This is a genomic window from Ruegeria sp. B32, assembly GCF_025141855.1.
GTDB lineage: Bacteria > Pseudomonadota > Alphaproteobacteria > Rhodobacterales > Rhodobacteraceae > Ruegeria > Ruegeria arenilitoris.
On record NZ_CP081106.1, the window covers coordinates 1,711,143 to 1,736,542 of the forward strand.

23 protein-coding genes and 1 tRNA gene are annotated in these 25,400 nt (G+C 62.0%); 12 read left to right on the forward strand and 12 right to left on the reverse strand.

What is annotated here, in order from left to right; all coding sequences use genetic code 11:
• Positions 1 to 69: 69 nt before the first annotated feature.
• From K3752_RS08720 to cls, 3 genes are all read left to right on the forward strand, one after another.
• Complete coding sequence (locus K3752_RS08720; protein ID WP_093962145.1) at positions 70 to 1,680, forward strand: arylsulfatase; 1,611 nt, start codon at positions 70 to 72, stop codon at positions 1,678 to 1,680.
• 75 nt (positions 1,681 to 1,755) lie between these two features.
• Positions 1,756 to 2,730: an HAD family phosphatase gene (locus tag K3752_RS08725; RefSeq protein ID WP_260066212.1), complete on the forward strand. Its 975-nt coding sequence runs from the start codon at positions 1,756 to 1,758 to the stop codon at positions 2,728 to 2,730.
• A gap of 23 nt (positions 2,731 to 2,753) precedes the next feature.
• Positions 2,754 to 4,166 (forward strand): cardiolipin synthase, encoded by a 1,413-nt coding sequence (gene cls, locus K3752_RS08730; RefSeq protein ID WP_260066213.1) that lies wholly within the window; start codon positions 2,754 to 2,756, stop codon positions 4,164 to 4,166.
• Here cls and K3752_RS08735 read toward each other — a convergent pair.
• Complete coding sequence (locus K3752_RS08735; protein WP_260066215.1) at positions 4,163 to 4,597, reverse strand: potassium channel family protein; 435 nt, start codon at positions 4,595 to 4,597, stop codon at positions 4,163 to 4,165. The two genes, cls and K3752_RS08735, sit on opposite strands and share 4 nt — an antisense overlap.
• A 171-nt stretch (positions 4,598 to 4,768) precedes the next feature.
• Between K3752_RS08735 and K3752_RS08740 the strand changes: the two genes are divergently transcribed.
• From K3752_RS08740 to K3752_RS08750, 3 genes are read left to right on the forward strand one after another with little or no spacing between them, the layout of a single operon-like run.
• On the forward strand, positions 4,769 to 5,416 hold the full coding sequence (locus K3752_RS08740; protein WP_170442781.1) for an ABC transporter ATP-binding protein: 648 nt from the start codon (positions 4,769 to 4,771) through the stop codon (positions 5,414 to 5,416).
• The gene (locus tag K3752_RS08745; protein WP_260066217.1) at positions 5,413 to 7,827 is read left to right on the forward strand and encodes an ABC transporter permease; all 2,415 of its coding nucleotides are present in this window, start codon (positions 5,413 to 5,415) and stop codon (positions 7,825 to 7,827) included. The genes K3752_RS08740 and K3752_RS08745 overlap by 4 nt, the downstream gene beginning before the upstream one ends.
• Positions 7,817 to 8,851: a lipocalin-like domain-containing protein gene (locus K3752_RS08750; RefSeq protein WP_260066219.1), complete on the forward strand. Its 1,035-nt coding sequence runs from the start codon at positions 7,817 to 7,819 to the stop codon at positions 8,849 to 8,851. The genes K3752_RS08745 and K3752_RS08750 overlap by 11 nt, the downstream gene beginning before the upstream one ends.
• Before the next feature lie 5 nt (positions 8,852 to 8,856).
• Here K3752_RS08750 and K3752_RS08755 read toward each other — a convergent pair whose 3' ends face one another.
• The 4 genes from K3752_RS08755 to K3752_RS08770 all read right to left on the reverse strand — a co-directional run bounded on the left by K3752_RS08755 (position 8,857) and on the right by K3752_RS08770 (position 13,555).
• A complete protein-coding gene (locus K3752_RS08755) occupies positions 8,857 to 9,288 on the reverse strand; it encodes a universal stress protein (protein ID WP_260066220.1) in 432 nt (143 codons plus the stop codon).
• The gene (locus K3752_RS08760; protein WP_260066222.1) at positions 9,285 to 11,894 is read right to left on the reverse strand and encodes a TRAP transporter permease; all 2,610 of its coding nucleotides are present in this window, start codon (positions 11,892 to 11,894) and stop codon (positions 9,285 to 9,287) included. Before K3752_RS08760 ends, K3752_RS08755 begins: the two co-directional genes overlap by 4 nt.
• 111 nt (positions 11,895 to 12,005) lie before the next feature.
• Positions 12,006 to 12,974: a TAXI family TRAP transporter solute-binding subunit gene (locus tag K3752_RS08765; protein WP_170338481.1), complete on the reverse strand. Its 969-nt coding sequence runs from the start codon at positions 12,972 to 12,974 to the stop codon at positions 12,006 to 12,008.
• Between the two features lie 495 nt (positions 12,975 to 13,469).
• Positions 13,470 to 13,555: transfer RNA gene (locus K3752_RS08770), tRNA-Leu, on the reverse strand.
• A 143-nt stretch (positions 13,556 to 13,698) separates the two neighbouring features.
• On the opposite strand from K3752_RS08770, the gene K3752_RS08775 reads away from it, so the two are divergent.
• Both K3752_RS08775 and K3752_RS08780 read left to right on the forward strand, forming a co-directional pair.
• The gene (locus K3752_RS08775) at positions 13,699 to 14,277 is read left to right on the forward strand and encodes a YqaA family protein (protein WP_260066224.1); all 579 of its coding nucleotides are present in this window, start codon (positions 13,699 to 13,701) and stop codon (positions 14,275 to 14,277) included.
• A complete protein-coding gene (locus K3752_RS08780; RefSeq protein WP_260066226.1) occupies positions 14,274 to 14,738 on the forward strand; it encodes a disulfide bond formation protein B in 465 nt (154 codons plus the stop codon). The genes K3752_RS08775 and K3752_RS08780 overlap by 4 nt, the downstream gene beginning before the upstream one ends.
• 2 nt (positions 14,739 to 14,740) lie before the next feature.
• Here K3752_RS08780 and K3752_RS08785 read toward each other — a convergent pair whose 3' ends face one another.
• Entirely contained in the window at positions 14,741 to 15,328 is a 588-nt protein-coding gene (locus K3752_RS08785) for an HNH endonuclease (protein WP_093962158.1), read from the reverse strand.
• A 213-nt stretch (positions 15,329 to 15,541) separates the two neighbouring features.
• On the opposite strand from K3752_RS08785, the gene K3752_RS08790 reads away from it, so the two are divergent.
• Both K3752_RS08790 and K3752_RS08795 read left to right on the forward strand, forming a co-directional pair.
• Positions 15,542 to 16,147: a pseudouridine synthase gene (locus K3752_RS08790; protein WP_170359275.1), complete on the forward strand. Its 606-nt coding sequence runs from the start codon at positions 15,542 to 15,544 to the stop codon at positions 16,145 to 16,147.
• Between the two features lie 31 nt (positions 16,148 to 16,178).
• The gene (locus K3752_RS08795; protein ID WP_170459026.1) at positions 16,179 to 16,604 is read left to right on the forward strand and encodes a VOC family protein; all 426 of its coding nucleotides are present in this window, start codon (positions 16,179 to 16,181) and stop codon (positions 16,602 to 16,604) included.
• A gap of 10 nt (positions 16,605 to 16,614) precedes the next feature.
• On the opposite strand, the gene K3752_RS08800 is transcribed toward K3752_RS08795, so the two are convergent.
• Together K3752_RS08800 and K3752_RS08805 are read right to left on the reverse strand one after the other, a co-directional pair.
• Entirely contained in the window at positions 16,615 to 17,280 is a 666-nt protein-coding gene (locus tag K3752_RS08800) for an alpha/beta hydrolase (RefSeq protein WP_170338468.1), read from the reverse strand.
• Positions 17,277 to 17,909 carry a DNA-3-methyladenine glycosylase gene (locus K3752_RS08805; protein WP_260066230.1) on the reverse strand — a complete coding sequence of 211 codons (633 nt, stop codon included), beginning with the start codon at positions 17,907 to 17,909 and terminating at the stop codon, positions 17,277 to 17,279. Before K3752_RS08805 ends, K3752_RS08800 begins: the two co-directional genes overlap by 4 nt.
• 97 nt (positions 17,910 to 18,006) lie before the next feature.
• Here K3752_RS08805 and K3752_RS08810 point away from each other — a divergent pair, with 97 nt between their 5' ends.
• Positions 18,007 to 19,233, forward strand: coding sequence for an MFS transporter (locus tag K3752_RS08810; protein WP_170390708.1), 1,227 nt, complete (start codon positions 18,007 to 18,009; stop codon positions 19,231 to 19,233).
• Here K3752_RS08810 and K3752_RS08815 read toward each other — a convergent pair whose 3' ends face one another.
• The 3 genes from K3752_RS08815 to cysS are packed head-to-tail and all read right to left on the reverse strand — an operon-like array spanning position 19,234 to position 23,044.
• Positions 19,234 to 20,010 carry a squalene/phytoene synthase family protein gene (locus K3752_RS08815; RefSeq protein WP_260066283.1) on the reverse strand — a complete coding sequence of 259 codons (777 nt, stop codon included), beginning with the start codon at positions 20,008 to 20,010 and terminating at the stop codon, positions 19,234 to 19,236.
• A gap of 2 nt (positions 20,011 to 20,012) precedes the next feature.
• Positions 20,013 to 21,647, reverse strand: a complete 1,635-nt coding sequence (cimA, locus tag K3752_RS08820) for a citramalate synthase (protein WP_260066232.1) — start codon at positions 21,645 to 21,647, stop codon at positions 20,013 to 20,015.
• Positions 21,644 to 23,044 carry a cysteine--tRNA ligase gene (cysS, locus tag K3752_RS08825; protein WP_260066233.1) on the reverse strand — a complete coding sequence of 467 codons (1,401 nt, stop codon included), beginning with the start codon at positions 23,042 to 23,044 and terminating at the stop codon, positions 21,644 to 21,646. The genes cimA and cysS overlap by 4 nt, the downstream gene beginning before the upstream one ends.
• A gap of 265 nt (positions 23,045 to 23,309) precedes the next feature.
• Between cysS and K3752_RS08830 the strand changes: the two genes are divergently transcribed.
• Complete coding sequence (locus K3752_RS08830) at positions 23,310 to 24,497, forward strand: pyridoxal phosphate-dependent aminotransferase (protein ID WP_260063021.1); 1,188 nt, start codon at positions 23,310 to 23,312, stop codon at positions 24,495 to 24,497.
• Positions 24,498 to 24,513: 16 nt separating this feature from the next.
• Here the strand turns inward: K3752_RS08830 and K3752_RS08835 are convergent, their stop codons facing one another.
• Positions 24,514 to 25,032 carry an outer membrane protein gene (locus K3752_RS08835; RefSeq protein ID WP_260063022.1) on the reverse strand — a complete coding sequence of 173 codons (519 nt, stop codon included), beginning with the start codon at positions 25,030 to 25,032 and terminating at the stop codon, positions 24,514 to 24,516.
• Positions 25,033 to 25,400: the final 368 nt, after the last annotated feature.

Consider the following 25,400-nt stretch of genomic DNA (forward strand, 5'->3'; position numbering starts at 1 on the left):
GGGGACGCATTTTCCCCTTTTTGACTTTCCTGCAAGGCCGTTTTTGCCTGACCACATAAGGAGAAAAAGATGTCATCACAGGGAAATTTAACGCATCTATGGCGCAGAGGACTGCGACGATTGGCAGTTGCTACGGTTTCTGTCGCGCTGGCCGCGCCGGCCTGGGCGCAAGATCAGAAACCCAACATTCTGGTCATCTGGGGCGACGACATCGGTCAGTCGAACATCTCGGCCTATACCAAAGGCATGATGGGATACCGTACGCCCAATATCGACCGGGTCGCGAATGAAGGCATGATCTTCACCGACTATTATGGTGAGCAGTCCTGTACCGCGGGGCGGTCGTCTTACATCATGGGTCAGTCAGTGTTCCGCACAGGGCTGTCGAAGGTCGGCCTGCCGGGTGCCGATCTTGGTATGCAGGTCGAGGATCCGACCATTGCTGGTTTGTTGAAGGATCACGGCTATGCCACCGGTCAATTCGGCAAGAACCACCTAGGCGACAAAGATGAACATCTTCCGACAAACCACGGATTTGACGAGTTTTTCGGAAACCTCTACCACCTGAACGCGGAAGAGGAACCCGAAAACGAAGACTATCCGGGTGACACCGTTCTGCCCGATGGTCGGACTTTCCGCGAAGCCTTCGGTCCCCGTGGCGTCATCAAGTCCAAGGCCGACGGAACCATCGAAGATACCGGACCGCTGACCAAGAAGCGGATGGAGACCGTGGATGAGGAAACGGTGGCTGCGGCGATCGACTTCATCAAGCGGGCCCACGAGCAAGGCCAGCCCTTTTATGTCTGGTGGAACGGAACGCGCATGCACTTCCGCACTCATGTCAAAGACGAGATGCGCCAGCAGGCCAATGACATGACCGGTCGTGTGATGGACGAATACTCGGCCGGCATGATCGAACATGACATGCATGTAGGCCAGTTGCTCGATCTGCTGGACGAGCTGGGCATCGCCGACAACACGATCGTCCATTACTCGACAGACAACGGACCGCACTACAATACGTGGCCCGATGCTGCGTCCACGCCGTTCTGGGGCGAAAAGAACACCAACTGGGAAGGCGGCTGGCGCGTGCCCTCGATGGTGCGTTGGCCCGGCAAGATCGAACCCGGATCGGTCACCAACGAGATCGTGCATCACATGGATTGGCTCCCGACCTATCTGGCGGCGGCCGGAGATCCCGAGATCAAGGACAAGCTGAAGGCAGGCTATTCGTCCTCGGGGATGGGTCGCGACTACAAGGTGCATCTGGACGGCTACAACATCCTGCCGCTCTTGACGGGTGAAACCACAGAAAGCCCGCGCAAGGAGATCTTCTATTTTTCGGATGACGGCGACATGACGGCGCTGCGCTTCGGAGACTGGAAGCTGATCTTCCTGGAGCAGAAGGCTTGGGCCACCCTGCGCGCCTGGATGGAGCCATGGACCGAACTGCGCGTTCCGATCATCGTGAACCTGCGCCGCGATCCCTATGAACGCGGATATCGCACGTCCAACACCTACTATGACTGGATGATCGACCGCGTGTATTTCTTGGTGCCCGCGCAGCAATACGTGGCGAATTTCCTCGCAACCTTCCAGGAGTTCCCGCCGCGCCAGAAGGCGGCGAGCTTCAGCCTGGATCAGGTGATGGAAAAGATGCTGACGCCGACCAACAACTGATAGTGGTCGGTTCTACTCTCGAGGGTCGCCGGCTTGATCGGCGACCCTCATTTCTTTGATGCGAAAGGATATTTCATGTTCCGCCTGATCTTCTCAGCCGCCGTTTTCGCGTTGCCTGCGGGCCTTGCGGCGGACCCTCTGCCCAGTTGGACCGACAGTCCGGCCAAGGAACGGATCATCGCCTTTGTCGATACGGTGACGACGCCGAACTCGGACGACTATGTCACCCCCGCAGACAGGGTGGCGGTGTTTGACAATGACGGAACGCTCTGGGCCGAGCAGCCGGTCTATTTCCAGTTCATCTACGCCATGGATGAGTTGGCCGAGATGGCGCAGGACGATCCCTCGATCCTGACTACGCCGACCTTGGAGGCAGCGGCCAAGGGCGACGCCGAGACCGTGCTGAAGGGCGGTGAAGATGCCTTGATCGAAGTCGTCAGCGCCACGCATTCGGGGCTTAGCGTCGATGCCTTCCAGGCTTCCGTCGCAGAATGGCTTCAGACGGAACGCCATCCCGATACGGGGCTGGCCTATGACCAGATGACGTATCAGCCCATGGTCGAACTGCTCCGGTATCTGCGTGACGAGGGGTTCACAACCTATATCGTTTCGGGCGGAGGCCTGCATTTCATGCGCGTGTTCGCCGAGGACGCCTATGGGATACCGCCCAACCAGATCTTGGGGACCTATGCGGACAGCACTTACGAACTTGTCGACGGCACGCCCGCGATCATGAAGGCGCCCGCGCTGGCGTTCATTGACGACAAGGAGGGCAAGCCGATCAACATCGAGCGCACGATCGGGAAACGACCGATCCTGGCGGTCGGGAACTCGGACGGTGATTTTGCCATGCTGGAATGGACCACCGCCGGCGACGGGCCGCGGATGGGCGTTCTGATCCACCACACAGATGCCGAACGGGAATGGGCCTATGATCGCGACAGCCACATCGGGCGGCTTGTCGACGGGCTGGACAAAGGCCCAGAAATGGGCTGGGTTATCGTGGATATGGCCAAAGACTGGTCCCGGGTTTTCACCGGCTCGAACTAAAGCGCGGAAAGGTCGGCACACACATGTGGACATTCATCGCCTCGCTGTCCGTCTTTGCCATCTACTGTGTCGCGGTTTTTTTTGCAGTACGGGCCGCTCAGACGGCGCGCACCCCGCAGGGCGCCGTGGGATGGGTGGTGTTTCTGCTTTCGGCACCGTTTCTGGCGGTGCCGCTATACCTGTTCCTGGGACATCACCGGTTCAAAGGGTATCGGATCGCCCGCAAGGAAAGCGAGCGTGTGGTCGAAGGGATCCGCAGCTTTGCCGATCACTCAAAACCCGATCCCGCGACGCTGACCGTCAATCCGCGCCCGTTTGAGGCGCTGGCTCACCTGCCCCTATCCCGCGGCAACGGGGCCGAACTATTGATCGACGGAGAGGCGACGTTCCAATCCATCTTCCGCGCGATCGATGCGGCCAAGAACTATGTCCTCATTCAGTTCTATATCGTGCGCGATGACGGGCTGGGGCTGGAGCTGCAAGACAGGCTGATCGATGCGGCCAAACGCGGGGTCAGCGTCCGGTTCATGACTGACGCGGTGGGCAGCTATGGCCTGCCGTCCTCATACCTGGAGGAGCTGCGCTCGGCCGGTGTGGATGTCGCTGATCCACGGGACCAGCGCGGGCCGAAGTTCCGGTTTCAGCTGAACTACCGCAACCACCGCAAGACCGTGATCATCGACGGCGAAACCGGGTTCATCGGCGGGCACAATGTGGGCGTCGAATACCTGGGGCAGGATCCGTATTTTGGCCGCTGGCGGGACACCCACATCAAGATGACCGGCCATATCGTTCGTCAGTTGCAGCTGATTTTCACCGAGGACTGGCACTGGGCCCGCGGAGAAGACCTGATTGACGTGCTGGACTGGGCCGGATCGGAATCCGATCAGGACATGAACGCGCTGCTGGTCGCCACCGGACCGGGCGACGCGACTGAAACGGGGTCGTTGATGTTCTTTTCCACGATCGCTGCGGCACAGGAGCGGCTGTGGATCGCATCACCCTATTTCGTGCCGGATATCGACGTGATGACGGCACTGGAACATGCCGCGCTGCGCGGCGTCGATGTCCGCATTCTGGTGCCGGACATGATTGACCACCGCCTGCCCTGGTTGGCCGCCTTTGCCTATTTCGATGAAATCCGGGATTCCGGCGTGCGTGTATTCCGCTACACCGACGGGTTCATGCACCAAAAGGTAATTCTGGTGGACGACACGTTGGCCGCAGTTGGCACCACCAACCTGGACAACCGCTCGTTCCGTCTGAATTTCGAAGCGATGGCGCTGTTCTTCGACAGCCGGGCAGCCGCTGCCGCCGAGGACATGCTGAAGACCGATTTCGAAGCCAGCTACGAAATGTCCAGAAGCCTCGCCCAGCAACCGCCGCATATCCGCTATGGCGCGCCTTTGGCGCGGCTGTTCTCGCCGATCCTCTAGGTCAGGAACCGTTCCTGGAATACGCGCGTCATCAGCGCGACCATGAATGCCGTGGAAAGACCGAAGGCCAACAATCCGGTGACCGAGGCGAAGGCCCCGAAAATCCGCAAGCCCTCGCCCAATACAATGTCGCCATAGCCCAGCGTCGTGAAGGTCACGAGCGAAAAATACAAGGCCGAGTTCCAGTCCGGCAGGACATCTCCCATCACCCAGACGATCGCCCAGATCCACACCTGAATCGTATGCGTCGCCACGATGACGGCCAGCGCCAAGGCGATCGGGCCTGCCGTGGGCAGAAAGGTTCCCTGCCCTTCCCATCTGTCGATCACCTTGCGCACCACGATGGTGCACCATGTGAGCAGCCCGATCTCGATCAGGAAACACAGCCCCAGATAGAAGCTGCCCCAAAGGATCTGCTGCGACAACGTCATGGTAATACCCTGCATCGGCCCGGAAACTGAAACTGCACAATGGCGGCTCTGCCCTCAAGGCACAAGGCCGGACAGCGGGCAGTCGTGCGACGAAAAGAACCGAAACTTTTTGAAGGCTGGACAGCGGATCGGCGCGCCGCACATTGTAGAGCGCAGCAGGTGAGACTGATCATGTTGTTGGAAATACAGAATATCCACAAAACCTACCCGCGCGGGCGGCCTGTCCTGAACGACGTATCGTTGTCGCTGGAACGCGGTCAGACGCTTGCCATCACCGGCGAAAGTGGCAGCGGCAAAAGCACGTTGCTGAACCTTGCCGGCGCGCTGGACAGTTTTGACAGCGGTGAGATCGTTCTGGATGGCACGGCGTTGTCGCGACTGGACGATCGCGGCCGCGCATTGCTAAGGCGCGAAGACGTGTCCCTGGTGTTCCAGCAATTCAATCTGATCCCGTCGCTGACGGTTGCGCAGAACCTGTCATTTCATGCCCGGCTGGCAAATCGCGTTGACCCCGAGTGGGTCGCGCATCTGACCGCGACGCTCGGTCTCGCCGAATTGACCCAACGCTATCCCGAACATCTGTCGGGCGGCCAGCAACAGCGGGTCGCGATTGGCCGGGCCCTTGCCGTCCGTCCCAAGCTGCTGCTGGCGGACGAGCCAACGGGAAACTTGGACGAAACTGCAAGCGCGGCGGTTCTGGAGCTGATGCTGTCCTTGGTTGCAGATACCGGGGCAGCCCTGCTGTTGGTCACGCATTCGCCCGTGATCGCAGCCCGGCTTGATCAAACGGCACACCTGGCAAACGGGCGGATCGCATGACGCGCACCGTGATCCAGGCCCTCTGGTCGCATTGGCGTTGGCACCGTATCCAACTGGCCACGCTGCTGATCGGAATCGCGCTTGCGACAGGCCTTTGGTCAGCGGTCCAGGCCATCAACGCCGAAGCCCGGGCCAGTTATGCGCGTGCCAACCAACAATTGGCGCTTGGGCAGATGGAGATGCTGCGGCATCCATCCGGCCACATTCCTTTGGAAACATACGTAAATCTGCGTCGCGCCGGATGGCAGGTCGCGGCCGTTCTGGAAGGTCGGTACAGGGTTGGGGACCGATCGGTTCTTTTGACCGGAGTGGACCTTGTCTCCTACCCGCCGCTTCCGGCGGTGACGCAACTGGAACAGGAAGAGGCCGCACCCGACCCGGCGGCCATGCTGACCGCGCCCGGCCGACTGCTGGCGCCACCAGACCTGGTGCCGATGCTGGAGGATCGGCCCGATCTTCCGGCGGCGATCGCCAGCACTGCGCTTCCCCCCAATGTGGTTCTGACCGATATCGGCGTGGCTGAGTCGTTGCTGAACAAACCGGGTGAGATTTCGCGACTTGCCATCCTGCCCGATCAGCCTCGCGGAGTTGCGCCCCTGTCCCAGATTGCGCCGGAGCTGAACCGTCAGCCCCCTTCCAACAGCGTCGACACCGCCCGCCTGACCGACAGCTTTCACCTGAACCTTTCCGCGTTCGGCCTGCTGTCTTTCGCCGTCGGGCTGTTCATCGTGCATGGAACGGTTGGACTGGCCTTTGCGCAGCGTCGTGGAATGGTCCGCAGTCTGCGTGCGATGGGTGTCCCGATGGGGACGCTTTCCCGCATCATTCTGGCCGAACTTGTAGGTCTGGCTTTGATCGGTGGATCCATGGGCCTGCTGCTGGGTTTTTTCCTGGCCGGAGCGTTGTTGCCCGATGTCGCCGCAACCCTGCGCGGGCTCTATGGGGCACCGGTGGATGGTCAGTTGCAACTGAGGGGCGGTTGGGTGCTGGCCGGGCTGGGTATGTCCATCGCAGGAACTCTGGCAGCCAGCGGATACGCCCTGTGGCGTCTGAGCCGAATGCCGATATTGTCCGGCCCAGGCCTGCAGGCATGGCGTGGCCGCAGCACAAGAGCCGTCGTGACCGGACTGGTGGGTGTTGGGCTCGCTCTTGGCGGAGTCGTGATCTTTCTTCTCTTTGACGGATTGGTTGCTGGCTTCGCTCTGATGGCGGGCATTCTGACCGGCAGCGCCCTTTTACTGCCTCTGGTGCTGTCCAGCATATTGCACCTGTGCGCAGGGCGCGTCCGTGAACCAGTGCGGCAGTGGGTGCTGGCCGACATGCAGGCCGAGCTGCCGGGCCTGTCGCTTGCGCTGATGGCTCTGCTGCTGGCCCTGGCCGCCAATATCGGTGTCGGAACCATGGTGTCCAGCTTCCGGCTTACCTTCGTTGGCTGGCTGGACCAACGCCTGATGGCCGAGCTGTACATCACGGCGAAGGACTCGGATCAAGGTCACGAGATCGAGACATGGCTGACCCCGAGCGTTGACGCAGTCCTGCCGATACGGAATGTGGAGCTGGATCATTCCACAGGCCCGCTGTTTCTGTACGGAGTGGTCGATCACGCGACCTACCGGGACAACTGGCCCCTTGTCGCCGCTGCCCCGGACGTATGGACCAAGGTTCTGTCCGACGGCGCCATCCTGATTAACGAACAGCTGGCCCGCCGTGCTGATCTGTGGCCGGGGGATTCGATTGCGCTCACCGCCGATCACACTCTGGCAATCGCTGGCGTCTATTCCGACTACGGCAATCCGACCGGGCAAGCGATCGTCTCAATGGACCTGTTCGGAAGGATCGCACCAAATGCCGAAAACCGACGGTTTGGTATTCGCATCGCTCCGGAGCGTGTAGATGAGCTGGCGGCGGATCTGCAGGACAGGTTTGATCTGGGCCCCGGCGCGATCATCCGGCAGGCCGCGCTGAAGGCGCAGTCCATGGCGATCTTCGAAAAGACATTTGTCGTGACATCCGCTCTGAACATCCTGACGCTTGGCGTGGCCGGCTTCGCCATTCTGACCAGCTTGCTGACCCTTTGGACCCAGCGGCTGCCTCAGATCGCTCCGGTCTGGGCAATGGGGCTGACGCTGTCGCATCTGTCCAAACTGGAACTGGCGCGAAGCATGGTTCTGGCTTTCCTTACCGCCTGCCTCGCCTTGCCGCTGGGCCTGGCACTTGCTTGGATTCTGCTGGCCGTCATCAATGTCGAGGCGTTTGGATGGCGGCTACCCATGCACCTTTTCCCGTCGTCATGGGTGCAGCTCATGCTGTGGACACTTGTGGCCGCCGCACTTGCCGCGGCGCTGCCCGCCTTGCGTCTTCGGCGGGTGCCGCCGGCCGATTTGCTGAGGATCTTTGCCAATGAACGCTAAACTACTCGTATGTGCGCTGTTCTGGCCCCTTGCGGCAATGGCGCAGGGGTTTGCCGGTTTGGGTGGTTCCGCCGACGGCTTTGACGTACCACAACCAGAGTACCAGTTCGAATTCCCCGCCGACCACGGCCCGCATCCGTCCTATCGGATCGAATGGTGGTACCTGACGGCCAACCTGACCGGGGAGGACGGTCGGGACTACGGCATACAGTGGACCCTGTTTCGCTCTGCCTTGAAGCCACTTGAAGCCGCTGGCTGGCAAAGCCCACAAATCTGGATGGGCCATGCCGCGCTGACAACTCCGGAACGCCACTTTTTTGCCGAGCGCCTGTCTCGGGGCGGAATTGGTCAGGCCGGTGTTACAGCCGACCCGTTCGAAGCATGGATCGACGAATGGCGCATGGCAGGACCAACGCTCCAGACCCTGACCCTGACCGCAAACGGAGCCGATTTCGGGTACGACCTGAACCTGTCTGCCTCGGGGCCGCTGGTTTTTCATGGTGAGAATGGCTTTTCCGTAAAATCCACTGATGGGCAGGCCAGCTACTATTATTCGCAGCCGGGCTACGCCGTTCAGGGCACGCTGCATCTGCCCGACGGCGATGTGGCGGTCACCGGGAACGGATGGCTGGACCGAGAGTGGTCTTCGCAGCCTTTGGCTGCCGATCAGTCAGGGTGGGACTGGTTCTCACTCAGTTTCGAGGACGGCAACAAGTTGATGGCGTTTCGACTGCGCGGCGGACGTGGGGACTATACCTCGGCCACCTGGATCAACGCGGACGGTTCCAGCCGCAGTCTGCCGAACGGGTCAGTAACCTTCACACCACTGGAAACCAGCCGGGTGGCAGAGCGCGATGTTCCGACGGATTGGCGCGTGACCATCCCGGGCGAGGATCTGGACATTCGCGTCAAAGCTCAGAACACCCAAGCCTGGATGGGAACGCGCTTTCAATACTGGGAGGGTCCGGTCACCGTGTCAGGCAGCCACAAGGGGCGCGGCTACCTTGAGATGACAGGGTACTAGCGGGTTTAGCGGACCACGTAGACCGAAACGTTCGAGTGGCGCACCACTCGCGCCGCGTTCGGCCCCAGCAGGTAATCCTTGAAATCCGGCTTGTGCGCACCGATCACGACCAGATCGCTGCCGGCACTTTCGGCGGTCTTCAGGATCTCCTGATAGGCCGTGCCGGTTGCAACGACATGGCGGATCGTGGCGTTGCGCTCCGACCCGACCGCATCGACGCACAGCTCAACCAGCTTGTCATGCGCTTCGTGCTGCGCCTTGTCGTGGAAGTCGGGCCGGAAAAAGCCGGACACCCAGCTTTCACCGAAATCCGGCAGTACGGTCACCACGTCCAGCTGCGCCCCGTCGAGATCGGCCAGTTTCGCAGCAATTTTCAGGACAGGAGCATCGATATTGCCGTTGCTGATATCAACGGCGCACAGGACGGACTTTGTCATGCGGGCACCTCTTGTCTGGCGGCACGGCCGCGTTGCAGGAAGGCGATCAACCCCAGCAGCAGCATGGCCGGGATATAGATCAACTGTTTTGGCGGCTGGCTGACCGGAAGATCGGCGGATGCGATACGAACCGGCTCGTCCGCGTAATAGTCGAAATTGGCCAGGTCATCGGCGATGGGCGAGCCGAACATAGGTTCGTCCATCTTCACCAGGCCGTCTTCCTCGATCAGCAAAAAGCCCATGGCATCAACACGCGCCGCACCATCAGGTTCGGACCCCACCGTGACGACGACCGTAGTCTCGGTCATGTTGCCGGTGTCGAAATCCGGACCACTGACCACCACCCGCACGTCGGTGCCGGGTTCAGCCTCACCAATGGCCTGCACGAATCCGGCCGGCTCAACCTCGAGGTGCGAGGGCGAGATGCGATCCATGAAATAGTCCGGCCGGAACAGCGCGAAGGCGATCGCAATCAGCGCAACGCTTTCGTAGATTCGGCTGTGGGTGAGGAAGTAGCCCATCGTTCCGGCCGTGAACACGAGGATCGCAATCGTCGCGAATATGGCCACTATGATCCCCTCAACCCAGGTGACATCGATCAGCAGCAGGTCGGTGTTGAAGATGAACACGAAAGGCAGCGCCACGGTACGCAGACTGTAGAAGAACGCAGTGAAGCCGGTCTTGATCGCATCACCGCCCGATACGGCCGCCGCAGCAAAACTGGCAAGACCCACAGGAGGCGTCACGTCGGCCATGATGCCGAAGTAGAACACGAACAGGTGCACCGCGATCAGCGGCACGATCAGGCCGCTTTGCGCGCCCAGTTCGACCACAACGCCCGCCATCAGCGAACTGACGACGATGTAGTTTGCCGTGGTCGGCAGCCCCATGCCCAGGATCAGGCTGAGCAGCCCGACCATCACCAGCATCAGGATCAGGTTGCCGCCGGACAGGAACTCGACCAGATCGGCCATCACCTGCCCCACACCGGTCAGGGTCACGGTGCCGACGATCACGCCTGCCGTGGCCGTGGCCAGCGCAATGCCGATCATATTGCGCGCGCCGTCGATCAGGCCCTGCCACAGATCGGCAACCCCATCGACAAAGGAGTTTGCCAGATTGCTCTGCCCCCGGAAGATCGCCTTGAGCGGTTTCTGCGTCAGCAGGATCACGAACAGCAGCGCGGTCGCCCAGAAGGCCGACAGACCCGGCGACTTCTGTTCGATCATAAGGAAGTAGACCAGAACGATGATCGGCAGCAGGTAATGCAGGCCGGCCTTGTAGATCTCGGAGATCACCGGCAGCTTCACTTCGGTCGCGTTCGGGTCATCGGGCTCAAGGTCGGGAACCTGAGCCGCCAGGTACAGCAGAGCAACATAGACTGCGCACACCGCCAGGCTCAGGATCAGACCAGCGCTGGACGGCGCCCAGCTTGTGACAGCATCCACCGGGAACTGCGAACCATAGCAGAGCCCCGCAAACACCAGGAAGAACATCAGCATCCCCACGACCGTCCGCGCCAGATGCACGTCGCGGTCGCCCAGAGTGGGCATGTTCCGCTTCACGGCCTCGAGATGGACGATGTAGACCAGCGCAATGTAGGATATCGCCGCCGGAAGGAAGGCGTGGGTGATGACCTCGACATACGAGATGCCCACGTACTCCACCATCAGGAAGGCGGCGGCGCCCATCACGGGCGGCATGATCTGGCCGTTGACCGAACTTGCAACCTCGACCGAGCCGGCCTGCTCGCTGGTAAAGCCTACGCGCTTCATCAGCGGGATGGTGAAGGTGCCGGTGGTGACGACGTTGGCGATGGACGAGCCCGAAATCAGGCCGGTTGCGGCCGAACCGACAACGGCGGCCTTGGCCGGACCGCCGCGCAGGTGACCCAGCGCGCCGAAGGCCATCTTGATGAAGTAATTCCCTGCCCCGGCCTTATCCAGCAAAGCGCCGAACAGAACGAAGAGGAACACGAATTTCGTCGAAACACCCAAGGCGATGCCGAACACACCCTCGGACGTGATCCACATGTGGCTCATCGCCTTTTTCAGGCTGGCGCCTTTCCAGCGGATCACCTCGGGCACCCACTCGGACGAGCCGAAGAACACATAGGCCAGGAAGATCGTCGCAATGATCGCCATGGCGGGGCCAAGCGCGCGCCGCGCGGCTTCGAACAGCAGGATCAAGCCACCGAGGGCGATCCATTTGTCGACATCGTCCGCCAGACCGCCCGCATTGACGATCTTGTCATAGAAGAAATAACCGTAAAGGGCGACACCGGCCCCCAGAACACCCATGATCCAATCCTGGATCGGAATGTAGTTTCGCGGACTGGATTTAAGCGCTGGATAAGCCGCGAAGGCCAGGAACATCGCGAAGGCCAAATGAAACTGACGCGCGTTGTTCACAACGCTGCCGGGCAGCACGTAGTTGGCAATCGGTGACGCCAGAACGACTTGAAAGATCGACCAGATCGCGGCCACGATCGCCAGGAACAAGCCGACATTGCCAGCCGGGTCCCGCGCCCCCGCATCAGAGGATGCGACCAGTTCCTGTAGTTCTTCTTCGGATAACGGACGATTGCCCTGTTGATCAGCGCTCATCAAATGTCTCCCCGTCCAACGGCCGGTTTCCGGCGCAGTTTTGGTATTACCGGCCTCTCACCGGTGAAAACGAGGCGCGAACAGCGCCTCGTTTCTGGACTTGAAGGTGGATTACTGGATCCAGCCTTTTTCTTTGTAGTACTTCTCGGCGCCCGGATGCAGCGGAGCCGACAGACCGTCCTTGATCATTTCCTCAGGCTTGAGGTTGGCGAAGGCCGGGTGCAGCTTTTTGAAGTCGTCGAAGTTCTCGAAGACCGAGCTGACAACCGCGTACACCGCATCGTCAGACACGTTTGCCGAAGTCACGAAGGTCGCGCCCACACCGAAGGTCTGGGTGTCAGCGTCCGAACCGCGATACATGCCGCCGGGGATGGTGGCCGTACGGTAGAACGAGTTGTCGGCAACCAGCTTGTCAACGGCTTCGCCGCTGACGTTCACCAGAACCGAGTCGCACGCAGTGGTGGCTTCCTGGATCGAACCGGACGGGTGGCCGACGGTGTAGACCATCGCATCGATCTGGTTGTCACACAGCGCGGCCGACTGTTCGGCGGCCTTCAGCTCGGTTGCCAGTTCGAAGTCATCCGTGGTCCAGCCCAGGGCTTCCATCAGAACTTCCATAGTGCCGCGCTGACCCGAACCGGGGTTGCCGATGTTGACGCGCTTGCCCTTCAGGTCTTCGAAGTTCTTGATGCCGGAATCGGCACGGGCCACCACCGTAAACGGCTCGGGGTGAACAGAGAATACGGCGCGCAGCTCTTCGAACGGGCCGTTTTCCTCGAATTTCGACGTGCCGTTGTAAGCATGGTACTGCCAGTCGGACTGGGCCACACCGAATTCCAGCTCGCCTTCGCGAATGGTGTTGATGTTGTAGACCGATCCACCCGTCGATTCGACCGAGCAACGCACGCCATGTTCTTTGCGGCCCTTGTTCACCAGACGGCAGATCGCGCCACCGGTGGGATAGTACACGCCGGTCACACCGCCGGTGCCGATGGTGATGAATTCTTCGGCATAAGCCGCCGGAGCCATGAGGGCAGCGGTCACGACCGCGCCGAGGCTGAGCTTGCTTTTCTTGATCATTTAGGAACTCCCAAGATTCTTATTGTGGACGGAAGACAGGCCAAAGGCCCCTTGTCCGGGGGACGAGCCATTATGACAATCCGCATGAGCAGGCAACGGATGAGCTCAAATTTTCCCGAATTCTCCCAACGGTCACGATGGTTTGTTGCCCGTACCGCTGTTGTCAAGCGTTAAGCGCCCGACCCCGGCGCCGGGACGCACATATGACGTAGAACCCGGAAATTTCCCCATTGCCACATCCGACACGGCAGTGATGGACTCTGGGTGCGGACAGCAAGGTGTCTATCCACTCGGTCGAGATCGACTGTGCTTTCGTTGAAGCAAGACTTCTACTCAATCGAAACAACTGACCCCCCCGGCAGTGGTCGATTTAGGGATATATAACTAAGTTGGACACCATCCACCGAAATTCACCGAAATACTGGTCCGGTTTTTTGCACCGCACTCCTGGACAGAAGTGCGCTCACAACGAAAGTTATTCATTTGCAATCAATGTGGTGCCCAAGGAGAGACTCGAACTCTCACGCCCGTGAAGGCGGGGGATTTTGAATCCCCTGCGTCTACCATTCCGCCACTTGGGCCACGCGCATTGAATTACCGCCCATCTGGCCGAAGGTCCAGAGGCAAAAATCGGTCAATCGACGATCAGCCCGAGACAGATCGGTTGACGCCCCGTCGGGCGCGTGGTTTGCCTCGTCATGACAAAGCTTGGGAACTCGCGCTGATGCTGCAATCGCTTTATGATCGGACGATCCGACTGGCCGACCACCCACACGCCCTGTGGGTGTTGGCATTTGTGGCATTCATCGAAAGCTCGGTCTTTCCGATTCCACCCGACGTGCTGATGATCCCAATGATTCTGGCGCGCCCATCGCGGGCATGGCTGATTGCCACCGTTGCGCTGGTTTTTTCGGTCCTGGGCGGGCTTTTGGGATACGCAATCGGCGCGTTTTTCTACGACAGCATCGGACAACCCATCCTCGAAGCGATGGGCAAGGGTCACGCGATGCAGGAATTCAACCAGAGGTTCAACGATTTCGGGTTCTGGGCCGTTCTGACCGCCGGTGTCACGCCTTTCCCGTACAAGGTCATCACGATCATGTCCGGTTGGACGGGAATGCCGCTGGGAACTTTCATCGCCACTTCGCTTCTCGCCCGCGCTTTGCGGTTCTACATCGTCGCCGGGTTGCTTTGGGGCTTTGGCGAGCCTATCCGGGACTTCATCGAAAAGCGGCTTGGGCTGATGTTCACCTTGTTCATCATTCTTCTGATCGGCGGATTTCTGGTGGTGAAATACATATGACGCGGAAACGGACACTCATTTTGCTGGCCGCGGGTGGGTCTGCAGCATTGCTTCTTGCGGCTTGGGGGTTCCAGTATCTGGGCGGCATGGCCCCGTGTAAATTGTGCATCTGGCAACGCTACCCGCATGGTGCGGCTGTATTGCTCGGCGCGCTGGCCTTTGCACTTCCGGGCGTGCGCCTGCTGCCTCTCCTCGGCGCAGCCGCTGCCGCCGCCACGTCCGGTATCGGCGTCTATCACGCCGGGGTCGAGCGTGGTCTTTGGGAAGGTCCGTCCAGTTGCACATCGGGCAGTATCAGCGGCCTGTCTGCCGAGGAGCTGATGGAGCAGATCATGGCCGCCCCGTTGGTACGGTGCGATGACATCCCGTGGGAAATGTTCGGGCTGTCCATGGCTGGGTGGAACGCCCTGCTGTCCGCAGGTTTGGCTCTGGTGTGGCTGGCCGCCTGGCGCGCGCGTTGAACCTACTGGGCGTCCAGTTCTGCGTCCCAATACAGAAAGTCGATCCAGCTTTCGTGCAGGTGGTTCGGCGGAAACTTCCGTCCGATATTCTGCAGCATGCTGGCGTCAGGCTGCCGAGGCGGTTTGCGCAGGCTCATCCCGGCCTGACGCAGCGATTTCGACCCCTTGCGCAGATTGCACGGACTGCAGGCGGCCACCACGTTCTGCCAACTGGTGACACCCCCTGCTGCACGCGGCACGACGTGGTCGAAAGTCAGTTCGCCCCGGCTGCCGCAGTACTGGCAGCGGAACTCATCCCTCAGAAATAAATTAAAGCGCGTGAAGGCCACGCGCTTTCTGGGTTTCACATAGTCTTTCAGGACAACCACCGACGGTATTCGGATCACCGTACTCGGGCTGCGGACCACTTCGTCATACTCGGCGACGATATCAACCCGGTCCAGCCAGGCGGCCTTTATCGCCTCCTGCCAGGGCCAAAGCGACAGCGGATAGTAGGAAAGCGGGCGATAATCGGCGTTCAAAACCAATGCCGGATGGTGCTTGAGGGCACCTGGCTCCCTGACAAATTCGGTCCTGAAATCTCCGTCCATGGCTGAATCGCTCCTCGCTCTCGGCTGCCTGTATGGGACACCAGAGCGGGGAGCACCCGCCCCGGTCTTAACTTAACTATATATCGTGTTAAAACTCTGACAAGTCCTGTTTTTCCACAACATCTCGGTAACGGACTATTCTGAATCCGTAACAATCACGTGACAGTTATCCACAGCTTGCGCAGGTCCGGAACTGAGAGTATGGCGGAGCTCATGTCATGGTTCATCCGCTTCAACAAACCCTTTGACGTGCTGCCGCAGTTCACCGACCGGCAAAATGCCGACTCGCCCCGCAGCACCCTGTCGGATTTCATCGACCTGCCGGGGGTCTATCCGGCCGGGCGGCTGGACCGTGACAGTGAGGGGCTGATGCTGTTGACCGACAATGGGCGGCTGCAATCCCAGATCTCGGATCCCAAGCACAAAATGCCCAAAACCTATTGGGTCCAGGTCGAGGGCATCCCGGATGCGGCTGCCATTCGGGCCCTGCGCGACGGGGTCGAGTTGAACGACGGCATGACCCGCCCAGCCAAGGCGCGGCTGATCGACGAACCCGAGGGTCTGTGGCCACGCACGCCCCCAATCCGCGAACGCAAGACGGTGTCGGATTGCTGGCTGGAACTGACCCTGCGCGAGGGGCGCAACCGGCAGGTGCGCCGCATGACGGCCGCCGTGGGCCACCCCACCCTGCGCCTGATCCGCGCCCAGATCGGAGACTGGACACTGGACGATCTCGCACCCGGCAGTTGGGACAGCTTGCCGATGCCCGTTCTGGAAACCGCCCCCCAACGCAAGCGGGACCGGCGACCGCGGCGGTGACTTTTTCGGCGATTTCCGCTATCATATCTCCATGAAAGTAGCAGCCGGAATCCCGTCGCCTTCGGGCATTCTCGAGGCCGCGCTGTATGTCGATGATCTGGACGCCGCCGAACGGTTCTATGGCGAGGTTCTGGGCTTGGAACGCATTCAGCGCGTCAAAGGTCGGCATGTGTTCTTTCGGGTCGGCGCCTCGGTGTTGCTGTTGTTCAACCCGGACCAGACGGAACAGCCCACGACCAACCCTGACCTGCCGGTGCCGCCGCATGGCGCACGCGGTCCGGGGCATGTGTGCTTGATCCTGACGCGCGACCAGATCGCGTCGATGCGCAAGCATCTGCTGAACTGGAACGTCCCGGTCGAGGCCGAGTTTGACTGGCCCAACGGGGCACGATCGCTCTATGTGCGCGACCCGGCCGGAAATTCGGTGGAGTTTGCCGAGGGTCACCTGTGGGGGTGACCCTGCCGCGTCACAGGCTCAGCTTGTCGCGCATGAAGGCCAAGGCGACGCCCAGCCCGTCGGGTGCGATACCGTGGCCGGTGCCCTTCATGACATGAGCAAAGACCTCCTTGAAGCCTGCGCGCTGCAGGGCCTCGGCGGCCTCGGGCAGCGATTGCGGCGGCACCACGTCATCGGCATCTCCATGAACCAGCAGTACAGGCATCCGGCTGACCACCTCGTCGGCCAGCAGGTCCGGCTCCAGCAGGCGGCCCGAAAACGCGATCACGCCGGCCACCGGGTCTTCGCGGCGCGGGGCCACGTGCAGGCTCATCATGCTGCCCTGGGAAAAGCCGAACAGCACCACCTGCTCGGGCAGCACGTCCTCGTCCACCATCAGGGCATCGAGAAAGGCGTTGAAATCCTCGACCGCCATTTCCATGCCGCGCCGGGCCTCTTCCTCGGACGAGCCGTCGATCCACGGGATCGGAAACCACTGATACCCGTTGGGCATGCCGGGGATCTGCTCGGGCGCGTCAGGGGCCACGAACAGCGTGTCAGGCAGGTGTTCGCCCAGAACATCCGCAAGCCCCAGCAGATCGGCCCCGTTGGCGCCATAGCCATGCACGAACACCACGACCGAGCGCGTGTCGCCCGAAACCGGCTCTTTGCGGAGCGCGTTCAAAACCCTTGTCATCTGATCCCTTCCCTATCCTTGGCCACGCGGTAATAGGCCCACAGAACCCGGGCTGCAACCGACCGCCACGGCGACCACGCCTCGGCCATCTGCCGCAGCGCCTTGTCGTTCGGCCGATCCGGCAAGCCGTACAGCATCCGTGCGGCCTCCTGCAGGGCCAGATCGCCCGGCGCGATCACATCCGCCCGCCCCAGCGAGAACATGGCATAGATCTCGGCCGTCCAGACCCCGATGCCCGGCACCTGCGTCAGGGTCGCAATGACCACGTCATCGGGTGCGTCGCGCAGGGCCTTGTAGTCGATCCGCGCCTCGGCCAACGCACGGGCATAGCGGATCTTCTGGCGGCTCAGCCCCACGGCGCGCAAATCGTCGTCGGTGGCCCATTTGATCTTGCGCGGCCCGGTCAGGCCGGCCTGCTGCATCCGCCCCCAGATCGCGTTGGCCGAGGCCACGCTGACCTGCTGGCTGATGATGGCGCTGAGCAGTTGCGCAAAACCGTCGGGCCGGCGGCGCAGAGGCAAGGGGCCGGTCAGCTCGATGGCGTGCGCCATGCGCGGACAGGCCTCAGACAGCCACGCGGCCCCTTCCGCAACGCATTCTGGTGTCTCGATAATTCGACCAACGGTCATGGCAGCTCCGGGTGGCGGTTCGGGGCGCAGGTTAGGCTGCTTTGTCGCATATGCAACCCGCTTGTATGTCCGCCGGTTCGCCGATACCCATTTGCGCATGACGATGACCAGCACCGCCCCCGACGATACCCGCGCCAAGCGCAACGTTGCCGTTCTGGTAGCGGCGCAGGCGATTCTGGGCGCACAGATGCCGATGATCTTCATCGTCGGCGGATTGGCGGGCCAGTCGCTGGCCAGCAACGCCTGCCTCGCCACGCTGCCGATTTCGCTGATCGTTCTGGGGTCGATGCTGGCGGCCACGCCTGTCTCGGCCATCATGCAGCGCTGGGGCCGCCGCGCCGGGTTCCTCGTCGGCGCAACCGCCGGAGCGGTGGGCGGCGCCGTAGGAGCCTATGGCCTGTACCTAGGGTCGTTCCCCGTCTTTCTTGTCGGCAGCCTGCTGACCGGCATCTACATGAGCGCACATGGCTTCTATCGCTTTGCCGCCGCCGATACCGCGTCGGACGCATTCCGGCCCAAGGCGATCTCTTACGTCATGGCTGGCGGTCTGGCTGCGGCCATCATCGGGCCGCAGATCGTCAAACTGACCTCGCAGGCCTATGTCATTCCGTTCCTGGGCACCTATTTCGCGGTGATCGCGGTGAACGTCATCGGTTCGGTCCTGTTCCTGTTTCTGGACATACCGACACCCGACCGCCCATCGCAGGATGCACCCAAAGGCCGGTCGCGGCTCGAACTGCTTAAAACCCCGCGCATCGCCGTGGCCATCATCTGTGCCATGGTCTCATACGCGCTGATGAACCTTGTGATGACTTCGACGCCGCTGGCCGTTGTCGGCTGTGGCTTCTCCGAAGGTGATGCGGCGGATGTGGTCACCAGCCACGTTTTGGCGATGTACGTTCCCAGTTTCTTCACCGGCCATCTGATCGCCCGGTTCGGGGCCGAGAAGATGGTTGCCATCGGGTTGGCGATTTTGGGCGGCGCGGGTGTCGTCGCGCTGCAGGGCGTTGAGATCGGGAACTTCTTTCTGGCCCTCGTGCTGCTTGGCATCGGCTGGAACTTCGGCTTCATCGGTGCCACCAGCATGCTGGCGGCCGAGCACGATGTGCATGAACGCGGCCGCGTGCAGGGCCTGAACGACCTGCTGGTGTTCGGAGGCGTGACGATTGCGTCGCTGGCCTCGGGCGGATTGATGAACTGTTCTGGCGGGTCCCCGGTCGAGGGATGGACCGCCGTCAACCTGGCGATGGTGCCGTTGCTGACTTTGGCGGGCGGCGCGCTGCTGTGGCTGGTGCTCAGACCCCGCGAGGCCAAACTCTCCTGATCACCACCGACCGGTGGTCGCGGTCCAGATCAGTGACACGCGCCGTCGGATCTCGCCCACGTTCAGCGCACCAGCAGCGACCCGACCGGGCTCAGCCAGCACATGACGCAGGACGCGGTCTGCCTGCCAGCCGCCATAAAGCGCAGGGCGCGCCTGATCCGAAACATCGGCGCGACGCGCCCGGGCCGCGGCCATCCGGTCCAGCGCGCGCTCGGCCAATTGGCGCACCCCGTCCGGTGTCCCATCCAACAGGGGGACGCGCCCGCGGGCTTCAAGCTCGGGGATGGCACGGAACCAGTTCGCCACACCGACCGCGTAGCCAAAATCGCGCAGGACCGTTTCGTCGGCGGCACCCAGGGCTTGCGCCGAGGCGACCATCAGCGACCCGGCGCTGTGGGTCAGGTAGGCCTCGAAGTGTTCCTCATCCTCGAACGGATCCCGGTATATATCCCAACGCCTTACGGCCACGAATTCATCCAGCATCGCCGCCAGATGCGGGGACAGGACGCGCGACAGGGGCGTGACCACCTCGTGCCGCCGCACCGTGGGCCCTTCGGCGATCTCCTGCAGCGCGTCGCGCCACCATTGCAGGCGCATTTCCGCGATCATCGGCTCTTGGGTGACCCAAGGCGCGCGGGCGACCTCGATATTCATCGCATAGATCGGAAACAGCACGGCCCGTGCCTGCACCGGCGCCGCCATCGCGGCCATGAACCGGTCCGGGTCGGCCCGGTGGACCAGCGCCGCGCAGGCCTTGACGTCGTCGTCGAAGGGCACGCTCACTCGGCCACCACCGATTGCGGGCTGCAATCACGCACCAGCTTCCACTGGATGGCCTCCAGCAGAGCCTCGAACGAGGCATCGACGATGTTCGCGCTGACCCCAACCGTGGACCAGCGCCGCCCCTGCCCGTCTTCGCTGTCGATGATGACGCGGGTCACGGCTTCGGTTCCGCCCTGGGTGATGCGCACCTTGAAGTCCACCAGGTGCATATCGTCCAGGATGGGCGAGTACTGCCCCAGATCCTTGGCCAGCGCCTTGGCCAGCGCGTTCACCGGGCCACGGTCGCTGCCGCTCTCGTCCATCGACTCACTGACCGACAACTTCTTCTCACCGTCCACCTTCACCACGACGACCGCCTCGGACAAGCTGACCATCTGGTTGTACTTGTTCTTGCGCCGCTCGACCGTGACCTTGTAGCGCTTGACCTCGAAGAATTGCGGCAGCTGGCCCAGTTCATCGCGGGCCAACAGCTCGAAACTGGCCTGCGCTGTGTCATAGGAATACCCCTCGGCCTCGCGCGCCTTGATCCGTTCAAGGATGCGCCCCAACGCCGGGTCGCCCGGCTCCACCTGCAACCCGGCCTCGGTCAGGCGTTTGCGCAGGTTCGACTGCCCCGCCTGGTTCGACATCGGAATGATCCGCGCATTGCCCACGGTGGCCGGATCGACATGTTCATAGGTCGACGGATCCTTGAGGATCGCGCTGGCATGCAGCCCGGCCTTGTGCGCAAAGGCCGAGGCCCCGACATAGGCCGCCTGTTTGCTGGGCACCCGGTTCAGGATGTCGTCCAGCATGCGGCTGATGCGGGTCAGACCGGTCAGCGCATCGCGGCTGACCCCGATCTCGAAGGCCGAGGCATAGGGTTCCTTCAACAGAAGCGTCGGGATCAGGGCGGTCAGGTTGGCGTTGCCGCACCGCTCACCCAGCCCGTTCAATGTGCCTTGGATCTGGCGTGCGCCGGCATCCACGGCCGCCAGAGAACAGGCCACGGCATTTTCGGTGTCGTTGTGGGTGTGGATGCCCAGCCGGTCGCCGGGAAAACCCGCCGCGATCAGCTCGGACACGATCCGCCCCACTTCGGCCGGCAGCGCGCCGCCATTGGTGTCGCACAACACCACCCAACGGGCACCGGCCTCCAGCGCAGCCTGGCAGACCCGCATGGCATAGGCGGGGTTGTCCTTGTAGCCGTCAAAGAAATGCTCGGCGTCGAACAACGCCTCGCGCCCCTGCGCCACGATATGCGCGACCGAGGCGCGGACGTTCTCGACATTTTCCTCCAGCGAGATCCCCAGCGCGTCGGTCACGTGATAGTCATGCGACTTTCCGACCAGACAGACCGCCCGCGTGCCGGCGTTCATGACGGCGGCCAGCACGTCGTCATTCTCGGCCGAGCGCCCGGCCCGCTTGGTCATGCCAAAGGCGGTCAGGCAGGCGCGCGTCTTGGGCGCGGCGTCAAAAAACGCGCTGTCGGTGGGGTTCGCGCCGGGCCAGCCGCCTTCGATATAGTCCACCCCCAAAGCATCCAGCGCCTGCGCGATCTGGACCTTTTCGGCGGTCGAGAACTGAACGCCCTGCGTCTGCTGCCCGTCGCGCAGCGTGGTGTCATAGAGGTACAGGCGCTCTTTGGTCATTCCACGCCCTCCAGCCTGCTGGCATCAAAGCCAGCGCCGGGCACCAGTTCGACCCCGTCCTTGCTCATCCGAACTTCCAGACCGGCCGCCAGATAGGCGGCCTTCAACCGATCCACTTCCGCGAAATCCTTGGTCTGCATCGCCTCGGCCCGAACACGGGCCAGCCGGTCGGCATGGGCCGACAGATCCACGCCGTCGGTTTCGGCCCAGGCCCCCATGTCAGGCTCCAACAGACCCAGGATCCGCGCACTGGCCAGCAAGGTCGCGGCGTCGCCGTCCGAGGCCAGACGATGCAGCTCGGCCAGGGCGCCCGCCGCGTTCAGGTCATCGGCAAGCGCCTCGATCACCGCGGGCGCCGCGCTGGCTGCGGGTTCGATGCCCGCAGTCAGCGCCCGCCACTTGCGCAACGTGGCCTCAGCCTCGCGCGCCTTTTTCTCGGTCCAGTCCATCGGCTTGCGATAGTGGGTCTGCAGGAAGACGAACCGGATCACCTCGCCCGGCACGCCCTGATCCAGCAGGTCATGCACGGTGAAGAAATTGCCCAGCGATTTGGACATCTTCTTGCCTTCGACCTGCAGCATCTCGTTATGCAACCAATAGCGCGCAAATTCGCCGTGCGGATGGGCGCATTTGCTCTGGGCAATTTCGTTTTCATGGTGCGGGAACATCAGGTCGTTGCCGCCGCCATGGATGTCGAAACTCTCGCCCAGCAACTCATAGCTCATGGCCGAGCATTCGATATGCCAGCCCGGACGCCCCCGACCCCAGGGCGACTCCCAACCGGGCAGTTCATCGTCCGAGGGCTTCCACAGCACAAAATCCATCGGGTTCTTCTTGTAGGGCGCCACCTCGACCCGCGCGCCTGCGATCATGTCATCGACCGACCGGCCCGACAGCTTGCCATACTCGTCGCGCCAGCTGTCCACCGCGAACAGAACATGCCCCTCGGCCTCATAGGCGTGCCCCTTGGCGATCAGGTCCTCGATCATGGCGATCATCTGGTCGATGTACCGCGTGGCCCGCGGCATCTGGTCGGGCTCCAGCGCCCCTAGCGCGCCCATGTCATGCAGGTACCAGCCGATCGTCTCGTCCGACCGCTCCTGCACCAACTGCTCAAGCGTACCTTCAGCCCCCGCCTGCTTGCGCGCCAGGGCCGTCGCGTTGATCTTGTCATCGACGTCGGTGAAGTTGCGCACATAGGTCACATGCTCGGGCCCGTAGACATGGCGCAGCAGGCGGTACAGCACGTCAAATACCACCACGGGCCGTGCATTGCCCAGATGCGCCCGGTCATACACGGTGGGACCACAGACATACATCCGCACGTTGTCGGGATCGATCGGAACGAAATCTTCCTTCGTCCGGGTCCGCGTGTTGTGCAGTTTGATCGTCGTCATGCGTCTGGCTCCTGGATACAGCAATAGCGTGCGCGTTGACGCGGGCTTAGCAACTTGTCTCAGGGAAGAAAACGAAAGAAACCGGCCCGCGTGAAAGTTCAGCAGGGAATGCAGCAGATAATGATGCAGGTCTTCCGGTTCATGGCCCACCGCATAGCACGCCCGGCCCCGCGCGCCAAGACTTCTGTTGCCGACCGGGGAAGCTGATTGACAAATCGCCGCGGCTCTGACCCATTCGGCGGGCTTGCTGCAATGGAGGCGCGCCATGAAACTTTCGCACCGCATCACGCATCTGACCGGAGGCGGTTCGGACGGGTGGGACGTGTTCTATCGCGCGCGCCGCATGATTGCCGAAGGCCAAGCCGTGACCGAACTGACCATCGGCGAGCATGACATCCGCACCCACCCCTCGATCCTGGCCGCGATGGACCGGTCGGCGCGCGCGGGCCATACCGGATACGCCATGGTGCCGGGCACGGATCTGCTGCGCGATACAGTAGCCGCGCGGGTGCAGACCCGCACGGGCGTTCCCACCACGCGCCACAACGTGCTGATCACCCCGGGCGGACAAGCCGCACTGTTCGCCGCGCATATGGCAGCGTGCGACCCGGGCGATGTGGGTCTCTATCTCGATCCATTCTACGCGACCTATCCCGGCACGATCCGAGGGGCGGGCGCGATCGCGCGCGCGGTTCAGACCCGGGCCGAGGATGCCTTTCAGCCCGACGCAGCCTTGATCACGGAACAGGCCGAGGGTGCTGCTTCGCTGCTGATCAACACGCCAAACAACCCGACCGGGGTCGTCTATTCCCGCGAGACCCTGACCGAGATCGCCGATCTGTGCCGCGAACGCGACATCTGGCTGATTTCGGACGAGGTCTATGACACGCAGGTCTGGGACGGCGCTCACCTGTCGCCCCGCGCCCTGCCCGGTATGGCCGACCGCACCCTGGTCGTGGGCTCGATGTCGAAATCCCACGCCATGACCGGGTCGCGCTGTGGCTGGATCGTTGGCCCCGAAGAGGCCATCGACCATTTGATCAACCTCGCCACGCACACCACCTACGGGGTTCCGGGATTCATTCAGGACGCTGCCAGCTTTGCGCTGACCGCCGGGGACGAACTGGAGGAAGAGGTCGCGGCCCCCTTCCGCCGCCGCCGCGCCCTGGCGATGCAGGTTCTGGCCCGACAGAACACGGTGGGCCTGATCCCGGCTCAAGGCGCGATGTATCTGATGCTGGACATCCGCGCGACGGGGCAAAGCGGCGAAGACTTCGCCAATGCGCTGCTGGACACCCACGCCATCGCGGTCATGCCCGGAGAAAGCTTCGGCCAAGCCGCCGCTGGACATGTGCGCGTGGCCATGACCATTGACGATGACCGGTTCGCCGCCGCCCTTCAGACCCTATGCGATTTCGCCGCCCGGTTGGCGAGCCAGACGGCGGCCGAGTGACCGAGACGGGTTTTGTTCAGAACCGGAAGGTCGTGCGCAGATTGAAGGTGTTGGTATCCAGATCGCCGCGCGACCGCGTGACATCGTTGAAATTTTGCCGCAAGGCTTCGCCACTGATGATCAGCCGGTCGCCCAGAGGATAGGCTACGCCGATCCCGTAGACGGCCGCCGTGTCGCTGTCGCCCGAAGTACTCGCCCGCGCGGCACCCACCACGACGTAGCCCAAAGCGCGCCCGAACTCGTACCCGCCGCGCAGTTTCACGCGGGATACGCTGTCCAAACTGCCCTCCGAAGCGCCCAGGTCGAGGTTCAGCCGGTCATATTCCAACTCACCCCCGACGACGAAGCTGCCCAGATCCAGATCGTATCCGATATTCGCGCCGATGCTGCCCGAGTTGCCCCCACTGCCGCCGGGGCCGTCCGCGTCGGTATATCCGAAGGTGAACCCGGCATAAGGCCCGGTCCAATCCTCGGCCAACGCCACCTGCGCCGCTGGAATCAGCAGGACCGACAGCAAGGCGCGGATCAGTTTCATGCAGACCTCCGGTTTTCGTTCAGCACCCTTTGCGATTGCAACAGATGCGGTGATGTGCACCTCAATTAAACATGTGCTTTGGTGCCGTCAGATCAATTCAAGTCACGCAAATCTTAACAATAAGTAATGGAAGCATAACATATTTCGCCCTTTGCGTGAGGATTTCCTGCGGCGTTCATCGACGTTCCAAATTTTCGAGGCCAAAAGCGACATCGGTCGCAAACAGGACAGATTGCTTGCTCGGACCCTGACACCATTCGTCGCAGGAGTTGAGGACCACATGCCAAACGATATTTGGAAGATTTGCCTGATCAGCCGCACCATCGGTGCCGATCGGGGGCGTGCGGCTCGAGGGCGGCCGTGACGGG